General features: G+C 66.1%; 13 protein-coding genes and 1 pseudogene. 5 read left to right on the forward strand and 9 right to left on the reverse strand.

What is annotated here, in order from left to right; genetic code table 11:
• Positions 1-169 precede the first annotated feature (169 nt).
• Positions 170-916: a pseudouridine synthase gene (locus tag EIP75_RS07140; RefSeq protein ID WP_125242529.1), complete on the reverse strand. Its 747-nt coding sequence runs from the start codon at positions 914-916 to the stop codon at positions 170-172.
• Between the two features lie 74 nt (positions 917-990).
• On the opposite strand from EIP75_RS07140, the gene EIP75_RS07145 reads away from it, so the two are divergent.
• On the forward strand, positions 991-1,848 hold the full coding sequence (locus tag EIP75_RS07145) for an MBL fold metallo-hydrolase (protein ID WP_233584723.1): 858 nt from the start codon (positions 991-993) through the stop codon (positions 1,846-1,848).
• A gap of 25 nt (positions 1,849-1,873) precedes the next feature.
• Here the strand turns inward: EIP75_RS07145 and EIP75_RS07150 are convergent, their stop codons facing one another.
• From EIP75_RS07150 to EIP75_RS07175, 6 genes are all read right to left on the reverse strand, one after another.
• Positions 1,874-3,034 carry an acyl-CoA dehydrogenase family protein gene (locus tag EIP75_RS07150; RefSeq protein ID WP_125242530.1) on the reverse strand — a complete coding sequence of 387 codons (1,161 nt, stop codon included), beginning with the start codon at positions 3,032-3,034 and terminating at the stop codon, positions 1,874-1,876.
• A 25-nt stretch (positions 3,035-3,059) separates the two neighbouring features.
• Positions 3,060-4,256 (reverse strand): acyl-CoA dehydrogenase family protein, encoded by a 1,197-nt coding sequence (locus EIP75_RS07155; protein ID WP_125242531.1) that lies wholly within the window; start codon positions 4,254-4,256, stop codon positions 3,060-3,062.
• Positions 4,257-4,271: 15 nt separating this feature from the next.
• Positions 4,272-5,459, reverse strand: a complete 1,188-nt coding sequence (locus EIP75_RS07160; RefSeq protein ID WP_125242532.1) for an acyl-CoA dehydrogenase — start codon at positions 5,457-5,459, stop codon at positions 4,272-4,274.
• A 68-nt stretch (positions 5,460-5,527) separates the two neighbouring features.
• A complete protein-coding gene (locus EIP75_RS07165; RefSeq protein WP_125242533.1) occupies positions 5,528-6,730 on the reverse strand; it encodes a 3-oxoadipyl-CoA thiolase in 1,203 nt (400 codons plus the stop codon).
• A gap of 264 nt (positions 6,731-6,994) precedes the next feature.
• Positions 6,995-7,636: a retropepsin-like aspartic protease family protein gene (locus EIP75_RS07170; RefSeq protein ID WP_125242534.1), complete on the reverse strand. Its 642-nt coding sequence runs from the start codon at positions 7,634-7,636 to the stop codon at positions 6,995-6,997.
• A 143-nt stretch (positions 7,637-7,779) separates the two neighbouring features.
• Positions 7,780-8,271 carry a YajQ family cyclic di-GMP-binding protein gene (locus EIP75_RS07175; RefSeq protein WP_125242535.1) on the reverse strand — a complete coding sequence of 164 codons (492 nt, stop codon included), beginning with the start codon at positions 8,269-8,271 and terminating at the stop codon, positions 7,780-7,782.
• A 32-nt stretch (positions 8,272-8,303) separates the two neighbouring features.
• On the opposite strand from EIP75_RS07175, the gene murB reads away from it, so the two are divergent.
• Both murB and EIP75_RS07185 read left to right on the forward strand, forming a co-directional pair.
• Positions 8,304-9,332 carry a UDP-N-acetylmuramate dehydrogenase gene (murB, locus tag EIP75_RS07180; RefSeq protein ID WP_125242536.1) on the forward strand — a complete coding sequence of 343 codons (1,029 nt, stop codon included), beginning with the start codon at positions 8,304-8,306 and terminating at the stop codon, positions 9,330-9,332.
• Between the two features lie 106 nt (positions 9,333-9,438).
• Complete coding sequence (locus tag EIP75_RS07185; RefSeq protein WP_158622765.1) at positions 9,439-10,569, forward strand: DUF3466 family protein; 1,131 nt, start codon at positions 9,439-9,441, stop codon at positions 10,567-10,569.
• A 34-nt stretch (positions 10,570-10,603) separates the two neighbouring features.
• On the opposite strand, the gene ppnP is transcribed toward EIP75_RS07185, so the two are convergent.
• Together ppnP and EIP75_RS07195 are read right to left on the reverse strand one after the other, a co-directional pair.
• The gene (gene ppnP, locus EIP75_RS07190) at positions 10,604-10,924 is read right to left on the reverse strand and encodes a pyrimidine/purine nucleoside phosphorylase (RefSeq protein ID WP_125242538.1); all 321 of its coding nucleotides are present in this window, start codon (positions 10,922-10,924) and stop codon (positions 10,604-10,606) included.
• Positions 10,925-10,998: 74 nt separating this feature from the next.
• Positions 10,999-12,474 carry an argininosuccinate synthase gene (locus EIP75_RS07195; RefSeq protein ID WP_125242539.1) on the reverse strand — a complete coding sequence of 492 codons (1,476 nt, stop codon included), beginning with the start codon at positions 12,472-12,474 and terminating at the stop codon, positions 10,999-11,001.
• A gap of 174 nt (positions 12,475-12,648) precedes the next feature.
• On the opposite strand from EIP75_RS07195, the gene EIP75_RS07200 reads away from it, so the two are divergent.
• Both EIP75_RS07200 and EIP75_RS07205 read left to right on the forward strand, forming a co-directional pair.
• Positions 12,649-13,350: a glycine zipper 2TM domain-containing protein gene (locus EIP75_RS07200; RefSeq protein ID WP_125242540.1), complete on the forward strand. Its 702-nt coding sequence runs from the start codon at positions 12,649-12,651 to the stop codon at positions 13,348-13,350.
• Between the two features lie 182 nt (positions 13,351-13,532).
• A pseudogene (locus tag EIP75_RS07205) lies at positions 13,533-16,640 on the forward strand (DUF4347 domain-containing protein); the annotation flags it as partial.
• Positions 16,641-16,721: the final 81 nt, after the last annotated feature.

Consider the following 16,721-nt stretch of genomic DNA (forward strand, 5'->3'; position numbering starts at 1 on the left):
GGCGTGTAAGGACACGCCAATCGAATCATCGACAAGACCTCAGCGGGCTTGATGTCATCCATCAAACCGTTTCAGCGGTTCTGCGTGACAAAAATCACGATTTACCTTGTAACTTGCAATTTATGCAACGTTTTTCGATTTGCATGGGGAGGCTTCCAAGGTCCAAGCCTCACGGCTTGGGAGGCAACACCACAGCGGGATCCTCCACCCAGCGCCACTGCCCCGGGGCCAGATCGGCCGGCAGTTCGAGCTGGCCGACACTGCTGCGGTGCAGTGCCTCCACCCGGTTGCTCACCGCCGCCACCATGCGCTTGACCTGGTGGTACTTGCCCTGCACCAGGGTCAGGCGCAAGTGGGTTTCGCCGATCGCGTCCACCCGCTCGGCCGCATCGGCCTTCACAGGCGATGGGTCGTCGTCCAGCACAACCCCCGCCATCAACTGCTGCAACTGCCCGTCACTCACCGGGTGCTTGCAGGTCACCTCATACACCTTGGGCACATGGTGCTTGGGCGAGGTCAGCTTGTGCAGCAGGGGGCCGTCGTCGGTCATCAGCAGCAGGCCGGTGGTGTCCTGGTCCAGCCGGCCCACAGGCTGGAGGCCGCGGCGGCGCAGCGCCACGGGCAGCAGGTTGTGCACGCCGGGCCAGGCGCCGGGCTTGAGCGAGCATTCGTAGCCGGCCGGCTTGTGCAGCATCACCAGCGCCTTGACATGCGTCACCCAGGGCTGGCCTTCGATCTCCAGCGCCAGCCGGTCTTCCGGGAAGGCGGCATCAGGGTCGTCCACCACCGCGCCGTCGACCTTGACCAGGCCATTGAGGATGAGGCCATCGCACTCGCGGCGGGCGCCGAAGCCCTGGGCGAAGAGGATCTGGGACAGGGGGGCATGCCCGGCGGGCAGTCTGGAGCGTGGCGGCATGGGCAGGCCTGGGACTTTCTGGCAAAAACGCCATTGTGCTGCGATGATGGGCTTTCCCTGACAGCGCGGAGCGCATGTTGAAAGTCCACCACCTCGATTGCGGGTCGATGTGCCCGCTGGGCCGCCGCCTGATCCATGGGGAAGGGGGGTGGCTGGCACCGGCCACCCTGTGCTGCCACTGCCTGCTGATCGAGGGGCGCAACAGCCTGATCCTGGTGGACACAGGCCTGGGCACGGGCGATGTGGCCAACCCTGCCCGGCTGGGCGCGGCGTTCAACGCCGTGGTGCGCCCCCGCCTGCTGATGGAAGAGACCGCGCTGCATCAGATCCGCGCGCTGGGCCTGGACCCGGGCGATGTGCGGCACCTGGTGCCCACTCACCTGGACCTGGACCACGCGGGCGGCCTGGGCGATTTCCCGCTGGCCCAGGTGCACGTGCACGCGCCCGAACTGCAGGCCGCGCTGGAGCGCCCCACCCTGCATGAGAAGAGCCGCTACATCCCGGCGCAATGGGCGCACGGCCCGCAGTGGGCCTCCCACAACGTGAACGGCGACACCTGGATGGGCTTCGACGCGGTGCGTGCCCTGCCCGATACGGATGAAGAGGTGCTGCTGGTGCCACTGACCGGCCACACACGCGGCCACACGGGCGTGGCGGTGCGCACCGGTGACGGCTGGCTGCTGCACTGTGGCGACGCCTACTTCTTCCGCGGAGAGATGGACGAAGATCCGCACTGCCCGGCGGGCCTGCGGATCTTCCAGTCGCTGGTGCAGATGGACAGCACCCAACGCCTGGCCAACCAGCGCCGCCTGCGAGAGCTCAAGCGCGACCATGGCCGGGAGGTGACGCTGTTCTGCGCGCACGACCCGGTGGAGTTGCTGGCGATGGTCGACAGGCCCTTGACGGCCGCCGAAACCGCGGTAGCGGCCTGACGCTCAGGCCGCCGGACCGCGAGGATCAGGCGAACACGCCCGCGCTGTCCTGCATGCGGGCCGACACCTCGCCCAGGTGGTGCATCGTGTCGCCCAGGCTCAGCTCCATCACCGTCAGGCGCTTGAAGAAGTGGCCAGCGGCGTACTCTTCGGTCACGCCGATGCCACCATGCAGCTGCACGGCCTGCTGCGCCACGAAGCGCATGGATTGGCCCAGCTGCACCTTGGCCTGTGCCAGCGCGCGGCGGCGCTCATCGGCCGGGGCCGTGAGCTTGAGCGTGGCGTAATAGCTCATCGAGCGGGCCAGCTCCAACTGCATCTTCATGTCGGATGCGCGGTGGCGCAGGGCCTGGAAGCTGCTGATCAGCACGTTGAACTGCTTGCGGGTGTTCATGTAATCCACCGTCAGCGCCAGCAGGCTTTCCATCGCGCCCACGCCCTCGGCGCACAGCGCAGCGATGCCGATGTCGACCATGTGCTCCAGCGGGGCGAAGCCTTGCTCGGCGATCAGAGCCGCGGGTGCGCTGTCGAAGGTCAGTTCGGCAGCGCGCGAGCCATCGAGCAGCGCATAGGGCTGGGCCTTGAGGCCCGAGGCGCCACGCTCCACCAGGAACAGGGCGATGCCTTCAGGCGCGTCCACGGCACCGCTCACGCGGGCTGGCACCACATAGGCCTCGGCCACACCGTCGTCACCGCCGATGGCCACCAGGTTCTTCACGCCGCTCACGCGCCAGGCACCATCGGCACCCTTCTGCGCGGTAGCGCTGACGTGGCTCAAGCGATAACGCGCACCGCGCTCCTGCAGCGCCGGGATGACACGGGCCGTGCCTTCAGCAACACGCGGCAGCCAGGCAGCCTGCAGCTCTGAAGGAGCATGGTCGCGCAGCACGCCAGCGCCCATCAGCGCGGCGCCGGCGTAGGGCGAGATCACCAGGCCGCGGCCCAGCTCTTCCATCACGACCATGGCCTCCACGGGGCCCATGTCCATGCCGCCGTGCTCGCCGGTCACGGCCAGGCCCAGCAGGCCCAGCTCGGCCAGCGATTGCCACGCACCGCTCGCATCGGCACCAGCATGCCCGCCGGCCTTGACCAGCGCGCGGCGGTGCTCGATGTCGTAGTCCTTGTCCACCCAGCGGCGCACCACATCGCGCAGCTGTTCCTGATCAGAAGTGAAATCGAAATCCATGGTGTCTTGCCTCGTTGGTGGCGGGTCAGCCCAGCAGGGTCTGCGCCACGATGTTGCGCTGCACTTCGTTGGAGCCGCCGTAGATGGTGGTCTTGCGGTAGTTCAGGTAGGTGGCCGCCAGCGGGGCCGCGGTCAGGTTGCCGCCCGGGAAGCCGCCGGCGAACTGGTCGCCCTGCCAGCCGGCTTCCATGGCCTCCTGCAGGAAGACCTGCGAGGTGGGGCCTGCGGCCAGCATCATCAGCTCGCTGTAGCGCTGCTGGATCTCGCTGCCGCGCACCTTGAGCAGGCCGGCCACATCGAGTGCCTTCTTGCCGCCGTGCTCGGCGCTCAGCACGCGCAGCACCATCATCTCCAGCGCGATCACGTCGACTTCCAGCAAGGCGATTTGGTCACGGAAGCGGGCGTCGTCGTACACGCCTTCGGCACGGGCGATGCGCTTGACGCGCTCCAGCTCGCGCTTGGCACGGTTCACATCGGCGATGTTGGTGCGCTCGTGCGCCAGCAGGTACTTGGCGTAGGTCCAGCCCTGGTTCTCCTGGCCGACCAGATTCTCGGCAGGCACCTCGACGTTGTCGAAGAACACCTCGTTGACTTCATGCTCGCCATCCATCGTGATGATGGGGCGCACGGTCACGCCAGGCGACTTCATGTCGATCAGCAGGAAGGAGATGCCGGCCTGTGGCTTGACTTCGCTGTTCGTGCGCACCAGGCAGAAGATCCAGTCGCCGTACTGGCCCAGCGTGGTCCAGGTCTTCTGGCCGTTGACGATGTACTTGTTGCCCTGGCGCTCGGCACGGGTCTTCACGGAAGCCAGGTCGGAGCCGGAGCCCGGCTCGCTGTAGCCCTGGCTCCACCACACCTCGCCGCTCATGATGCCGGGCAAAAAGCGCTGGTGCTGCTCAGGCGAGCCGAAGGCCATGATCACGGGCGCCACCATCACCGGGCCGAAGGGCACGATGCGCGGGCTGCCGGCCATGGCGCATTCTTCCTCGAAGATGTGGCGCTGGATGGCGTCCCAGCCGGGGCCGCCGAACTCCTTGGGCCAGCCGTAGCCGTGCAGGCCTTTGGCGCCCAGGATCTTGGCCCAGCGCTGCATGTCGTCCTTGCTCAGGCGCAGGGCGTTGTGCACCTTGTGCGAAATGTCGGCCGGCAGGTTGGCGCGCACCCAGGTGCGCATCTCTTGCCTGAAGGCCTCTTGTTCCGGGGTGAATTGCAGATCCATGGAGGGTCCTTTCGCTCAGGCACTGAAGGCCTGGATGCCGGTCTGGGCGCGGCCCAGGATCAGCGCGTGCACATCATGCGTGCCTTCGTAGGTGTTGACCACCTCCAGGTTCACGACATGGCGAATCACGCCGTATTCATCGCTGATGCCGTTGCCGCCGTGCATGTCGCGCGCCACGCGGGCGATGTCCAGCGCCTTGCCGCAGTTGTTGCGCTTCATCAGCGAGGTGATCTCGGGTGCGGCGATGCCTTCGTCCTTCATGCGGCCCAGGCGAAGCGAGCCTTGCAGGCCCAGCGCGATCTCGGTCTGCATGTCGGCCAGCTTCTTCTGGATCAGCTGGTTGGCGGCCAGCGGGCGGCCGAACTGGATGCGATCCAGCGTGTACTGGCGCGCGGCCTGCCAGCAGAACTCGGCGGCGCCCATCGCGCCCCAGGAGATGCCGTAGCGCGCGCTGTTCAGGCACGTGAAGGGGCCCTTGAGGCCTTCGACTTCCAGCTCGTTCTCGGCCGGCACGAAGACCTTGTCCATCACGATCTCGCCGGTGACGGAGGTGCGCAGGCCCACCTTGCCGTGGATGGCCGGAGCGCTCAGGCCCTTCCAGCCTTTTTCCAGGATGAAGCCGCGGATCTTGCCCGCATCGTTCTTGGCCCAGACCACGAACACATCGGCAATCGGCGAGTTGGTGATCCACATCTTGGCGCCGCTCAGCTCATAACCGCCAGGCACGCTGCGCGCGCGGGTGATCATGCCGCCGGGATCCGAGCCGTGGTTGGGCTCGGTCAGGCCGAAGCAGCCAATCCATTCGCCACTGGCAAGCCGGGGCAGGTACTTCTGCTTCTGCGCCTCGGTGCCGAACTCGTTGCTGGGCACCATCACCAGCGACGACTGCACGCTCATCATCGAGCGGTAGCCCGAATCCACGCGCTCCACCTCGCGGGCGACCAGGCCGTAGCAAACGTAGTTGAGGTCCGCACCGCCGTACTGCGAAGGAATCGTGGCCCCCAAGAGACCCAGCTCACCCATCTCGCGGAAGATGCTGGCGTCGGTCTGCTCATTGCGGAAGGAATCGCGCACGCGCGGCAGCAGGCGGCCTTGCGAGTAGTCATAGGCGGCCTGTTGCACCTGGCGCTCTTCGGAGGTGAGCTGCTCGGAGAGCATGAAGGGGTCGTCCCAGTGGAAGGAGGCTTTGGAAGACGAGCTCATGGTGTGTGTCTTTCTCAGGGAATCTTGAAGATGCGTGTGGATGCGAAGGCGGCAGCGGTGGATGGCGTTCAGACGCGTTCGAGCACCAGCGCCAGGCCCTGCCCCACGCCGATGCACAGGCTGACCACGGCATAGCGGCCCTGGCGGCGCTGCAGTTCACGCGCCACGGTCAGGGCAAGCCGCGCGCCCGAGGCGCCCAGCGGGTGGCCCACGGCGATGGCGCCACCGTTGGGGTTGACGCGCGGATCGTCGAAGGCCACGTTCAACTGCTTGAGGCAGCCCAGCACCTGGCTGGCAAAGGCTTCGTTGATCTCGATGATGTCCATGTCGGCCAGCGTGAGGCCCGCGCGCGCCACGGCCTTCTGGATCGCCTCGACCGGGCCCAGGCCCATCACGCGCGGTGCCACGCCAGCGGCGGCAGCCGAGACCAGGCGCGCCAGCGGCTTGGCGCCCACCGATTCACCGATCTCGCGGCTGCCGATCAGCAGCGCTGCGGCCCCATCGTTGATGCCGGAGGCATTGCCAGCCGTGACCACGCCGCCTTCAAACAGCGGGCGCAGCTTGCCCAGTGTTTCCAGCGTGGATTCGGCACGCGGGTGCTCGTCGGTGTCCACGTGCAGCGGCGGCGTCTTGCGGCCGGTGGGCACGTCGATGGCGTGGATCTCGCCCTTGAAGAAGCCCTCGGCCTGGGCCCTGGCGAACTTGGCCTGCGAGGCGGCGGCGAAGGTGTCGGCCTCGACGCGGGTGATGCCCAGGTCATGCGCGACGTTGTCGCCCGTTTCGGGCATGGAGTGGTTGCCGTATTCGGCCGTCACGCGCGGGTTCGGAAAGCGCGAGCCGATGGTGGTGTCGTAGACCTTGATGTCGCGGCTGAAGGCCGATTCAGCCTTGGCCATCACGAAGGGCGCGCGGCTCATGCTCTCCACACCGCCGGCCAGGTAGAGGCTGCCTTCCCCACAGGTGATGGCGCGGGCCGCGTCGATCACCGCGGCCAGCCCGCTGGCGCACAGGCGGTTCACCGTCTGGCCGGGCACGCTCACGGGCAGGCCTGCCGCCAGCGCGGCGTTGCGGGCCACGTTGCGCGAATCTTCACCCGCCTGGTTGGTGCATCCCAGGATGACGTCTTCGATCTGGGCGGCATCCCAGGGAGAACGGGCCACCAGGGCCTTGATCACCTCGGCGACCAGATCATCCGGGCGCACACGCGCCAGGGCGCCTGCATGACGTCCGAAGGGCGTGCGCAGACCATCGTAGAGAAACGCATTGAGCATACAAAGTCCTCGTGGGCGTGCACCGGCCCGATGCCGGCGCTGTCAGCGTTCAGAAACATCCAGAATCAGGATAATGTTCTGCATTGCAGAACATTAAGATACTTCAACGCCATGGGCGGCCGATTCCTGTGCTTTCAACGCGGCGGATGATAGCAGCAATGGAATCAACGATCACCTAGCGGTTCTACGGATCAATGCCAACGTCTTAATGCACCATTAAGCAGAACATTGAACCGCACAGCAGAACACCCCCCCCGTGCCAGCTCAATACCGCTTGACCAAGGTCATCGTGTCGTTTTCGCGCTTCATCTGAAAGCGCGAGAGAAAGCTGTTGCCCAGCAGCACATAGGGCATCGACCCCTCGGACACGGAAGCCTCGACGTTCTGGAGCTCCACATCCCCGATGCGGACGCTGTTCAGCTTGATCCTGTAGGCGCGTATCACACCGTTGGCCGTGCTGCTGTAGCCCGGCTGCCCGTGTTCGTATTTCAGGCCGATGCGCTGCGCTTCGGCTGCACTCATCGCCACCAGCGTCGCACCCGTGTCGACAACGAAGTTCACCGAGCGACCGTTGATGGAGCCCAAGGTGAAGAAGTGCCCTCCGCGGCCGGCCGCCAGCACGATCTGGCTGCCACCGCCCCCTCCACCACCGCTGCCGCCCACACTGACCGGGCCTTCGCCCAGGCGCACTGTCTGGCGCTTGCCGCCGATGTCGACCACGGCCTGCTCGGAAGTAACCGACAGAACCTTGACGCCCAGGTGGGTGTCGCCTGCGGCCAGGGCCTTCGGCTGGCCGCCATTGATGACCAGCAGCGCCCGGCTGCCCATGCCGCCGGTCATGGCGACGCTCTGGGCCTGGGCCGAGGCCATGCCCAGCGCCAGCAGGCTGACCACAAACCAAGGCATCAAGCGCCTGGCTGGCGCTTGCTCATAGGCCGGATGACAAGGCGACGTGGCCTGCTTCATGGTGATGATCCCCTGGTGTGTCGTTGTATGGTCGGGCACGAAGGCACAGGCAACACGCCTGGCCCTTCCCTGCCCCGCCGCGATCAATCGCGGAAGTTGTCGAAGCTCAGCGGCACGTCATCGATTTCCTTGCGCAGCAGCGCCATGGCCGCCTGCAGGTCGTCTCGCTTGGTGCCCTGAATGCGCACCTCCTCGCCCTGGATGCTGGCATTGACCTTCATCTTGCTGTCCTTGATGATCTTGACGATCTTCTTGGCCAGCTCGCTCTCGATGCCGGCCTTGATCTTGAGCACCTGCTTGACCTTGTCGCCGCCGATCTTCTCGACCTTGCCGATGTCCATGAAACGGATGTCGACCTTCTGCTTGGTCAGCTTGTTGAAGAGCACGTCACGGACCTGGTCGATCTGGAAATCGCTGTCGCCGAGGATGATGACTTCTTTTTCCTTTTTCTTGAATTCGACGGCAGCGCTGGTGCCCTTGAAGTCGAATCGCGTGCCGATTTCCTTGGCGGTGGTGTCCACGGCGTTGCCGACGGATTCGATGTTCGGGTCGAGCTTGGTGTCAAAACTGGGCATGGGTGTTCTCCTTTGTCTGCGAAAATTCTGCCATGCACACGCCCCTGGCCGTGGAACACGGCGCCAATCTCAAGCAGTACAACACCTTCGGGTTGCCATCCAACGCCCAGGCGCTGGTGCGCATCACCAGTGAATCCGACGTTCGCCGGGTGGTCGACGACCCTGCCCTGGGCCTGGCGCCCAAGTTCATCCTGGGCGGCGGCAGCAACCTGGTGCTCACGCAGGATGTTCGGGCCTGCGTGCTCAAGGTCGAAGTGATGGGCAGGCGCGTGCTTGAAACCAGGGACGACGCCTGGATCATCGAGGTGGGCGCAGGCGAATCCTGGCACGAGACCGTGCAATGGACGCTGGACAACGGCCTGCCCGGCCTGGAGAACATGGCCTTGATTCCCGGCACGGTGGGCGCTGCGCCGGTGCAGAACATCGGCGCCTACGGCATTGAACTGAAAGACCGCTTCGAATCGCTGGACGCGGTCGATCTGATCACCGGCCGCTCGGTGACGCTGCATTCACAGCACTGCGCCTTTGGCTACCGCGACAGCATTTTCAAGCGGCATCTGGCCGGCAAGGGCGTGATCACGCGCGTGCGCCTGCGCCTGCCGCGCCCCTGGCAACCCGTGCTGGGCTACCTGGAGCTCGAACGCAAGATCGCCGAAACGGGCATCACCGCGCCCGATGCCCGGCAGATCTTCGACTGGGTGTGCGGCATACGCAGCGTCAAGCTGCCTGACCCGGCCGTGATCGGCAATGCCGGCAGCTTCTTCAAGAACCCGGTGGTCACGCCCGAGCAGTGCCGCGACATCATCAACCGCGATCCGGAGATCGTGCACTACCCCATGCCCGACGGGACCTTCAAGCTGGCCGCCGGCTGGATGATCGATGCCTGTGGTTGGAAGGGCAAGTCCATCGGACGCGCCGGCGTCTATGAAAAGCAGGCCTTGGTGCTGGTGAACCGGGGGGGCGCCAGTGGGGCAGAGGTGGTCACCTTGGCGAAGGCGATTCAAGAAAGTGTCTACGGACGCTTTGGCATCAGGCTGGAGCCAGAGCCGGTGGTTGTGTAAACCGCCCATGGCCCCTAGTTGTTGGGGTGTCATGCGTGCAGGGCCAGGGCCATACTCGCCCCGCACGTCGCCCACCGGGCGCATCACCACACCAAGGGGAACGCCCATGACGATCAGCCGCTTGACCAGATCCGCCATGGCTGGCGTGTTGATGCTCAGCCTTGCTCATGCCCAGGCCACGAGCTACACAGTGACAGCCCTGGGCACGCTGGGTGGCGACTACAGCGCCGCGGCATCGATCAACGACCACGGCGTGATCACTGGCCAGTCGTCGCTGGCAGGCAATGTGCAGCACCGCGCCTTCATCTACCAGAACGGCACGATGACCGACCTGGGGCTGCCGGGCGACAACAGCCGGGGCAACGCCATCAACAACCTCAATCAGATCGTCGGCACCACCTTCGTGCCTGGCGGCTCGCCGTTCCAGCCACGGGGCTTCCTGTACAGCCAGGGCACGGTCACCGACCTGGGCACCCTGGGTGGCGCGTCCACCTATGCCAATGGCATCAACCACGCCGCTCAGGTCGTGGGAACGTCCGATCCCGGCGATGCAGTAGGAACGGCCTTCATCTACCAGCACGGCAGCATGGTCGCGATCCCTGCCGGCAACGGCAGCACCAGCAGCGAGGCATCGGCCATCAACGACCACGGAGCGGTCACCGGACGAGGCAGCACCGAAACGTCCTTGACACCCTTCGTGTACGACAACGGCATACTGACCATCCTGCGCGACGCGCAAGGGCAGGTCCCTCTCGGCGCAGGTGCCGACATCAACAATGCAGGGGTCGTCACGGGGTCCGCGCGCTTCGCAGGGTCGACCAGGACATCGGCTTTCCTCTACGAGAACGGCGTGGTCCGGAGCATCGGCTCGCTGGGCGGCAACTGGAGCAGCGGCGCCAGCCTGAACGAGCGCGGCGAGGTGGTCGGTGCCTCGACGCTGGCCGACGGATCGATCCACAACGCGTTCTTCTACAGCCACGCGACGGGCATGCTGAACCTCAACGACCTGATCGATGCAGGCAGTGGCTGGGTGCTGTCGGATGCCACCTCGATCAACGAAGCTGGCCAGATCGTGGGCTCGGGACTCTACAACGGCGTGCAGCGAGCCTATCTGCTGAGCCCTGTGCCAGAACCCGCCAGCCTGGCCCTGGCCTGCGTGGGAGCCTGGATGGCCTGGACGCGGGCCAGACGAGCAAAGGGGCCCATCGCTGAGCCCCTTTGTCCGTCATCGCAATGAACACGGGGCGCCTTCACAGGCGCCTGATGCATCATCAACCGAAATGGCAGATGTAGTGATACGCCTCGCCTTCGACCTCGATCTCGAAGGACGAATTGCCTGGCACGTTGAAGCTTTCGCCCGGGCCATAGGTCTGCCAGTCGGCAGCGCCAGCCAGCTTGATGGTCGCCTTGCCGGCCACGGTTTCCATGATCTCGGGCGCGCCGGTGTTGAAGGTCAAGGTGGCGGGCAGGATCACGCCGACGGACTTGCGGGTGCCGTCGGCCAGGGTCACGGTGTGCGACACGCACTTGCCGTCGAAGTACACATTGGCCTGGGTGCCGACCGTGCCGGCCAGGGTGGAGGTGATGCTCATGGTCTGTGAATGATGGCGATGAAAAGACAGAAAGAGACAAGGGCCGGAAGGCCCCTGTCAACTCGAGCGCAGGATCAGGCGGCCTTGCGGGCAGCCGGCTTGCGGGGTGCGGCAGCCTTCTTGGGCGCAGGCACGGCCTTCAGCAGCGACGCCGTGGCGGCCTTGGGAGCCGCAGCGGGCTTGGCCACCTTCTTGCCCCTGGCAGCAGGCTTGGCACCCTTGGCCGCGGCCAGGCGCTTGGCCTGCACGTTGGCACCGATGCGCAGGCGCAGCGCGTTCAGCTTGATGAAGCCGGCCGCGTCGGCCTGGTTGTAGGCGCCGCCGTCGTCGTCGAAGGTCGAGATCTTGGCGTCGAACAGGCTGTCGGTGGCCGATTCGCGGCCCACGCACATGATCGTGCCCTTGTACAGCTTCAGGCGCACCTTGCCGTTCACGGTGGCCTGGCTGGCGTCGATCAGGCCCTGCAGCAGCTCGCGCTCGGGGCTGAACCAGTAGCCGTTGTAGATCAGGCGGGCATAGCGGGGCATCAGGTCGTCCTTGAGGGACAGCACTTCGCGGTCCAGCGTGATCGACTCGATGGCGCGGTGGCCCGACAGCAGGATGGTGCCGCCCGGGGTTTCGTAGCAGCCGCGGCTCTTCATGCCCACGTAGCGGTTCTCGACCTTGTCCAGGCGGCCGATGCCGTGCTTGCCGCCGATCTCGTTCAGCTTGGTCAGCACCTGGGCCGGCGACAGCTTCACGCCGTCGATGGCGACCACGTCACCCTTGGCGTAGGTCAGCTCGATCACCTGGGGCTTGCTGGGCGCCTTCTCGGGCGACACCGTCAGGCGCCACATGTTGGCTTCAGGCTCGAAGTTCGGATCCTCGAGCACGCCGCCTTCGTAGCTGATGTGCAGCAGGTTGGCGTCCATCGAGTAAGGGGCGCCGCCCTTGCGCTTCTTGAAGTCCACGGGGATCTTGTGCGCATCGGCGTAGGCCAGCAGCTTTTCGCGGCTCAGCAGGTCCCACTCGCGCCAGGGGGCGATCACCTTCACGCCTGGCAGGAGCGCGTAGGCGCCGAGCTCGAAGCGGACCTGGTCGTTGCCCTTGCCGGTGGCACCGTGGCTGATGGCGTCGCCCTTGGTCTTCTTGGCGATCTCGATCAGGCGCTTGGCGATCAGCGGGCGGGCGATGGAGGTGCCCAGCAGGTATTCACCTTCGTACAGCGCGTTGGCGCGGAACATGGGGAACACGTAGTCACGCACGAACTCTTCGCGCAGGTCTTCGATGAAGATGTTCTCGGGCTTGATGCCCAGCTTGATGGCCTTGGCGCGTGCGGGCTCGATCTCTTCGCCCTGGCCGATGTCGGCGGTGAAGGTGACCACTTCGCAGTTGTACTCGTCCTGCAGCCACTTCAGGATGATGGAGGTGTCCAGGCCGCCGGAGTAGGCCAGGACGACTTTCTTGATTTTTTGCGGCTCGGCGGCGGGCTTCGCGGCCTTGGCGGTGACAGCGGCCTTGACGGGCGCTGCCTTGACGAGGGCCTTGGCAGGCTTGGCGGTTTTGGACATGGTCGTGGTCGTTCAGTCGGACGAAACCACGGATTTTAAGGCCATGCGCTCATTTTTAGAGCACCGCCTTTCACCCATCTTTACAGAGCGGACACACAGCAGGTGTCGGCATGCGGTGCAATGGACGCGTTAAGGAATGGCGGGACCGTCCAAACCACCCGCCTGGAGCCGAGCATGTCCTACCGCCCTCTTCAACTCACCGTGGCCGCACTGGCCGCGCTGTCCACTGCCTCGGTGTGGGCAGGCCCCGCCGTGGGCACCATCATCGGCAGCCCCTCCTCCGCCGTCACCACGCTCAACGCCCGCGTGATCTCCAGCACGCCGGTGGTGGCCCAGGTGGCCGTGCCCACCCAGGCCTGCTATGACGAACTGCAGGCCACGCCGGCGCGCAGCAGCGGCGCCGGCGCCATCATCGGGGCCATCGCCGGTGCGGCGCTGGGCAATGCCGTGGGCAAGGGTGCCGGCAACGCCATCGCCACCGGTGTCGGCCTGATGGGCGGCGCCGTGCTGGGCAACCACATCGAGACCGACGGCCGTCCCGGCGGCACGCAGACCGTGCGCCGCTGCAGTCAGCAGACCGCCTACCAGAACCAGGTCGTCGCCTACGACGTGGTCTACGAGGTCAACGGCCAGCAGTATTCCACCCAGATGGGCAGTGAGCCGGGCCGCACCATCCCGGTCCAGCTGACCGTCACGCCGGCCGTGGCCGCCCCGGGGCAGCAGGCCCCCGTGATGATGCAGGCGCCCGTGGTCATGGCGCCCTCTCCGGTGTCCATGGTCGGGTACCGCCCTGGCGTCGTGATCGACGCCCGTTTTGACAATGGACGCCACGATGGCCGGCACCGTGGGGGATGGCGTAATAGGGGTTGGGACTGATGAACGCCGGCCCTGGCAGAGAGGGGCAGCGTCATCAGGCGTGAATTACGCATGATTTGAAGGCCTGTTCCACGGCCGTATAACGGGGCGCAAATGGACAATTCCTGACAACGGCGGCCAGACAGTTAGGCCGCCTGTCAGGTGAGGCCTTTTTGGACAGAAAGCCCCGACGCCCAGCGCCGATGCCCCGACACGCTCGACTTCTCATCGAGGAGCTTGAGCCGCGCCTGCTGTTCTCGTCGGATGTGGCCGGGGTGCTGCCGCCACTGGGGCCCTTGCAGAACGATGCCGGCGCCTCGGCCATCACCAGCGCCCAGGTCGCGCCAGCCCCTGCCGCACAAGAGGGTGGCACCGAGCCCAGCCAGGCCACGGCCGCGCCGCTGGCCCAGCAGGTCACAGGGCAGGAACTGGCCTTCGTGGACATGAGCGTCGACGGCGCCCAGGACCTGGTGGACGGCCTGCGCAACGACCAGGCCACCGGCCGCGCCATCGAGATCGTCCAGATCATGCCTGGTGAAGACGGCCTGCGCGTGATCACCGACACACTGGCGGGCTACCAGGATGTCCAGGCCGTGCACGTGTTCAGCCACGGCGACGAACAGGGACTGGCCATCGGCACCGCGCGGCTGGATGGTGCCTCCCTGTCCACCTACATGCAGGACATCGCCGCGTGGTCGGCCGCCATGGCCGCCGATGGGGACCTGCTGCTGTACGGCTGCAACCTGGCCTCCAGCCATGCTGGGCAGGCCCTGGTGAACGAGCTGGCCCTGCTGTCCGGTGCGGACGTCGCCGCCAGCACCGACCTCACCGGTGCGGCGGTCCTGGGCGGCAACTGGGAACTGGAATACCGTCACGGCGCGATCGAAGCCGCGGCACTCTCGGCCACGTCATGGGAGCACACGCTGGCCACCGTCACCTTCCAGCAAGGCGTGGGCGGCTACACCGGCACGCAAGACACCTACCTGGAGATGCTGTCCGGCAGCGCGAACAACGGTGACAAGACCTCGATGGTGGCCGGGCGGGCACTCGTTCAGAGCGAAAGCCAGGTCCTGATCCGTTTCGACAACATCATCGGCACGGGCCCCGGCCAGATCCCGCCAGGCTCGATCATCACGAATGTCTCACTGAGTCTGTACGCCACGAGCATCGGCGGCTGGGGCAGCGACTACACACTGGAGCTCTACCGGGTGACCACGGGATGGACCGAGGCCTCGACCTGGAACTCCCTGGGCAGCGGCATCGACAGCGAGAAGGTCTCGACGGCCGATGGCTCCGTCACCTCGCGTGGCACGGCCAATGCCTACAAGAGCTTCACCGACGGTGGCCTGATCAGCACCCTGCAGGCCTGGGCAGACGGCACCGCCACCAACAACGGCTGGATGATCACCAGCGCCTACAACTCATCGAACAACACCTTCAACAGCTCGGAGGCGGCAACCAACCAGCCGAAGCTCTCGGTCACCTACATCACGCCCACGCCACCGGGCATGGACCTGGACGCAAACAACAGCTCCGGCGCCGCCGGCAACAACTACAGCGGCGGCTTCACCGAAGGCACGCCGGCCCGCATCGCAGACAACGATGCGACCATCACGGCGGGCAACTCCACCAACATGAGCGGCATGACGGTGACGCTAAACAACCGCCCGAACGGCACGTCCGAGGTGCTGGCGGCCACCACCACCGGCACCAACATCACCGCCAACTACAACAGCGCCACCGGCGTGCTCACCCTGAGCGGCACGGACACCCTGGCCAAGTACCAGCAGGTGCTGCGCAGCATCACCTACAACAACCTGTCGGACAACCCCGATACCGCCACCCGCACCCTGACCATCACCGTCACGGACACCTACGGCCAGAGCGCCTCGGCCACTTCGACGCTCACCGTCACCGCCGTCAACGACGCGCCCACGGTCACGACCACGGGCAGCTCACTGGGCTACACGGAGAACGCCGGCGCCGCCGTGGTCGACAGCGGCGTGACGGTAAGCGACGCGGACAACGCCAACCTGACCGGCGCCACGGTGCGGATCACCGGCAACTACGTCAATGGCCAGGACCTGCTGAGCTTCCTGGCCCAGAACGGCATCACCGGCCTGTGGGACGCCAGCACCGGCACCCTCACGCTGAGCGGCGCGGCCACCGTGGCCCAGTACCAGGCCGCGCTGCGCAGCATCACCTACACCAACAGCAGCGACAACCCATCCACGGCCGCGCGCACCGTGAGCTTCACCGTGACCGACGGCGCCCTTGCCAGCACGGCCGCCACGCGCAGCATCGCCATCACTGCGGTGAACGATGCGCCGGTGGTGTCAACCTCTGGAGGCAGCAGCGGCTTCACAGAGAACGGCAGCGCCGTCGCCGTGGACAGCGGTTTGAGCGTGAGCGATGCGGACAGCGCCAACCTCAATGGCGCCACGGTCCGCATCACCGGCAACTACGCCAATGGGCAGGACCTGCTGTCCTTCACCAACCAGAACGGCATCAGCGGCAGCTGGAACGCCAGCACCGGCACGCTCACCCTGAGCGGCTCGGCCACCGTGGCCCAGTACCAGACGGCACTGCGCAGCATCACCTACAGCAACAGCAGCGAGAACCCGTCCACTGCCGCGCGCACGGTCAGCTTCACGGTGACGGACACCAGCGGTGCCGCCAGCAACGCCGCCACGCGCAGCGTGGGCGTGACCGCCGTCAACGACGCGCCCGTGATCACCAGCAACAGCGGCGGCACATCGGCCAGCATCAGCATCGGCGAGAACGGCACCGCGGTCACGACCATCACGGCCACGGACGTGGACAGTGGGGGGCTGGTCTACAGCATCGCCGGTGGGGCCGATGCGGCCCGCTTCACCATCGACAGCAGCACCGGCGTGCTGCGCTTCATCACCGCACCCGATTTCGAGGCGCCGACGGACGCGGGCGGCAACAACGTCTATGACGTGATCGTGCAGGTCACCGACGGCACGCTCACCGACACGCAGGCGCTGTCCGTCACCGTGACCGATGTGGACGAGTTCGATGTCGGGCCGGTGAGCGATGCCAATGCCGCGGCCAACCAGGTGGCCGAGAACGCGGCCAATGGCAGCACCGTGGGCATCACCGCCCAGGCCGCGGACCCGGATGGCAGCAACAACACCATCACCTATTCGTTAAGCAACAACGCGGGCGGGCGATTCACGATCAACGCCAGCACCGGCGTGGTCACCCTGGCCAACGGCACCCTTCTGAACTACGAGGCGGCCACCTCGCACAGCATCACCGTGCTGGCCACCAGCAGCGACGGCTCCACCAGCAGCCAGGGCTTCACCATCAACCTCACCGACGTCAACGAGTTCGCCGTCGGGGCTGTGAGCGACGCCAACGCCGCA

It is taken from the genome of Aquabacterium soli, from assembly GCF_003933735.1.
GTDB lineage: Bacteria > Pseudomonadota > Gammaproteobacteria > Burkholderiales > Burkholderiaceae_C > Aquabacterium > Aquabacterium soli.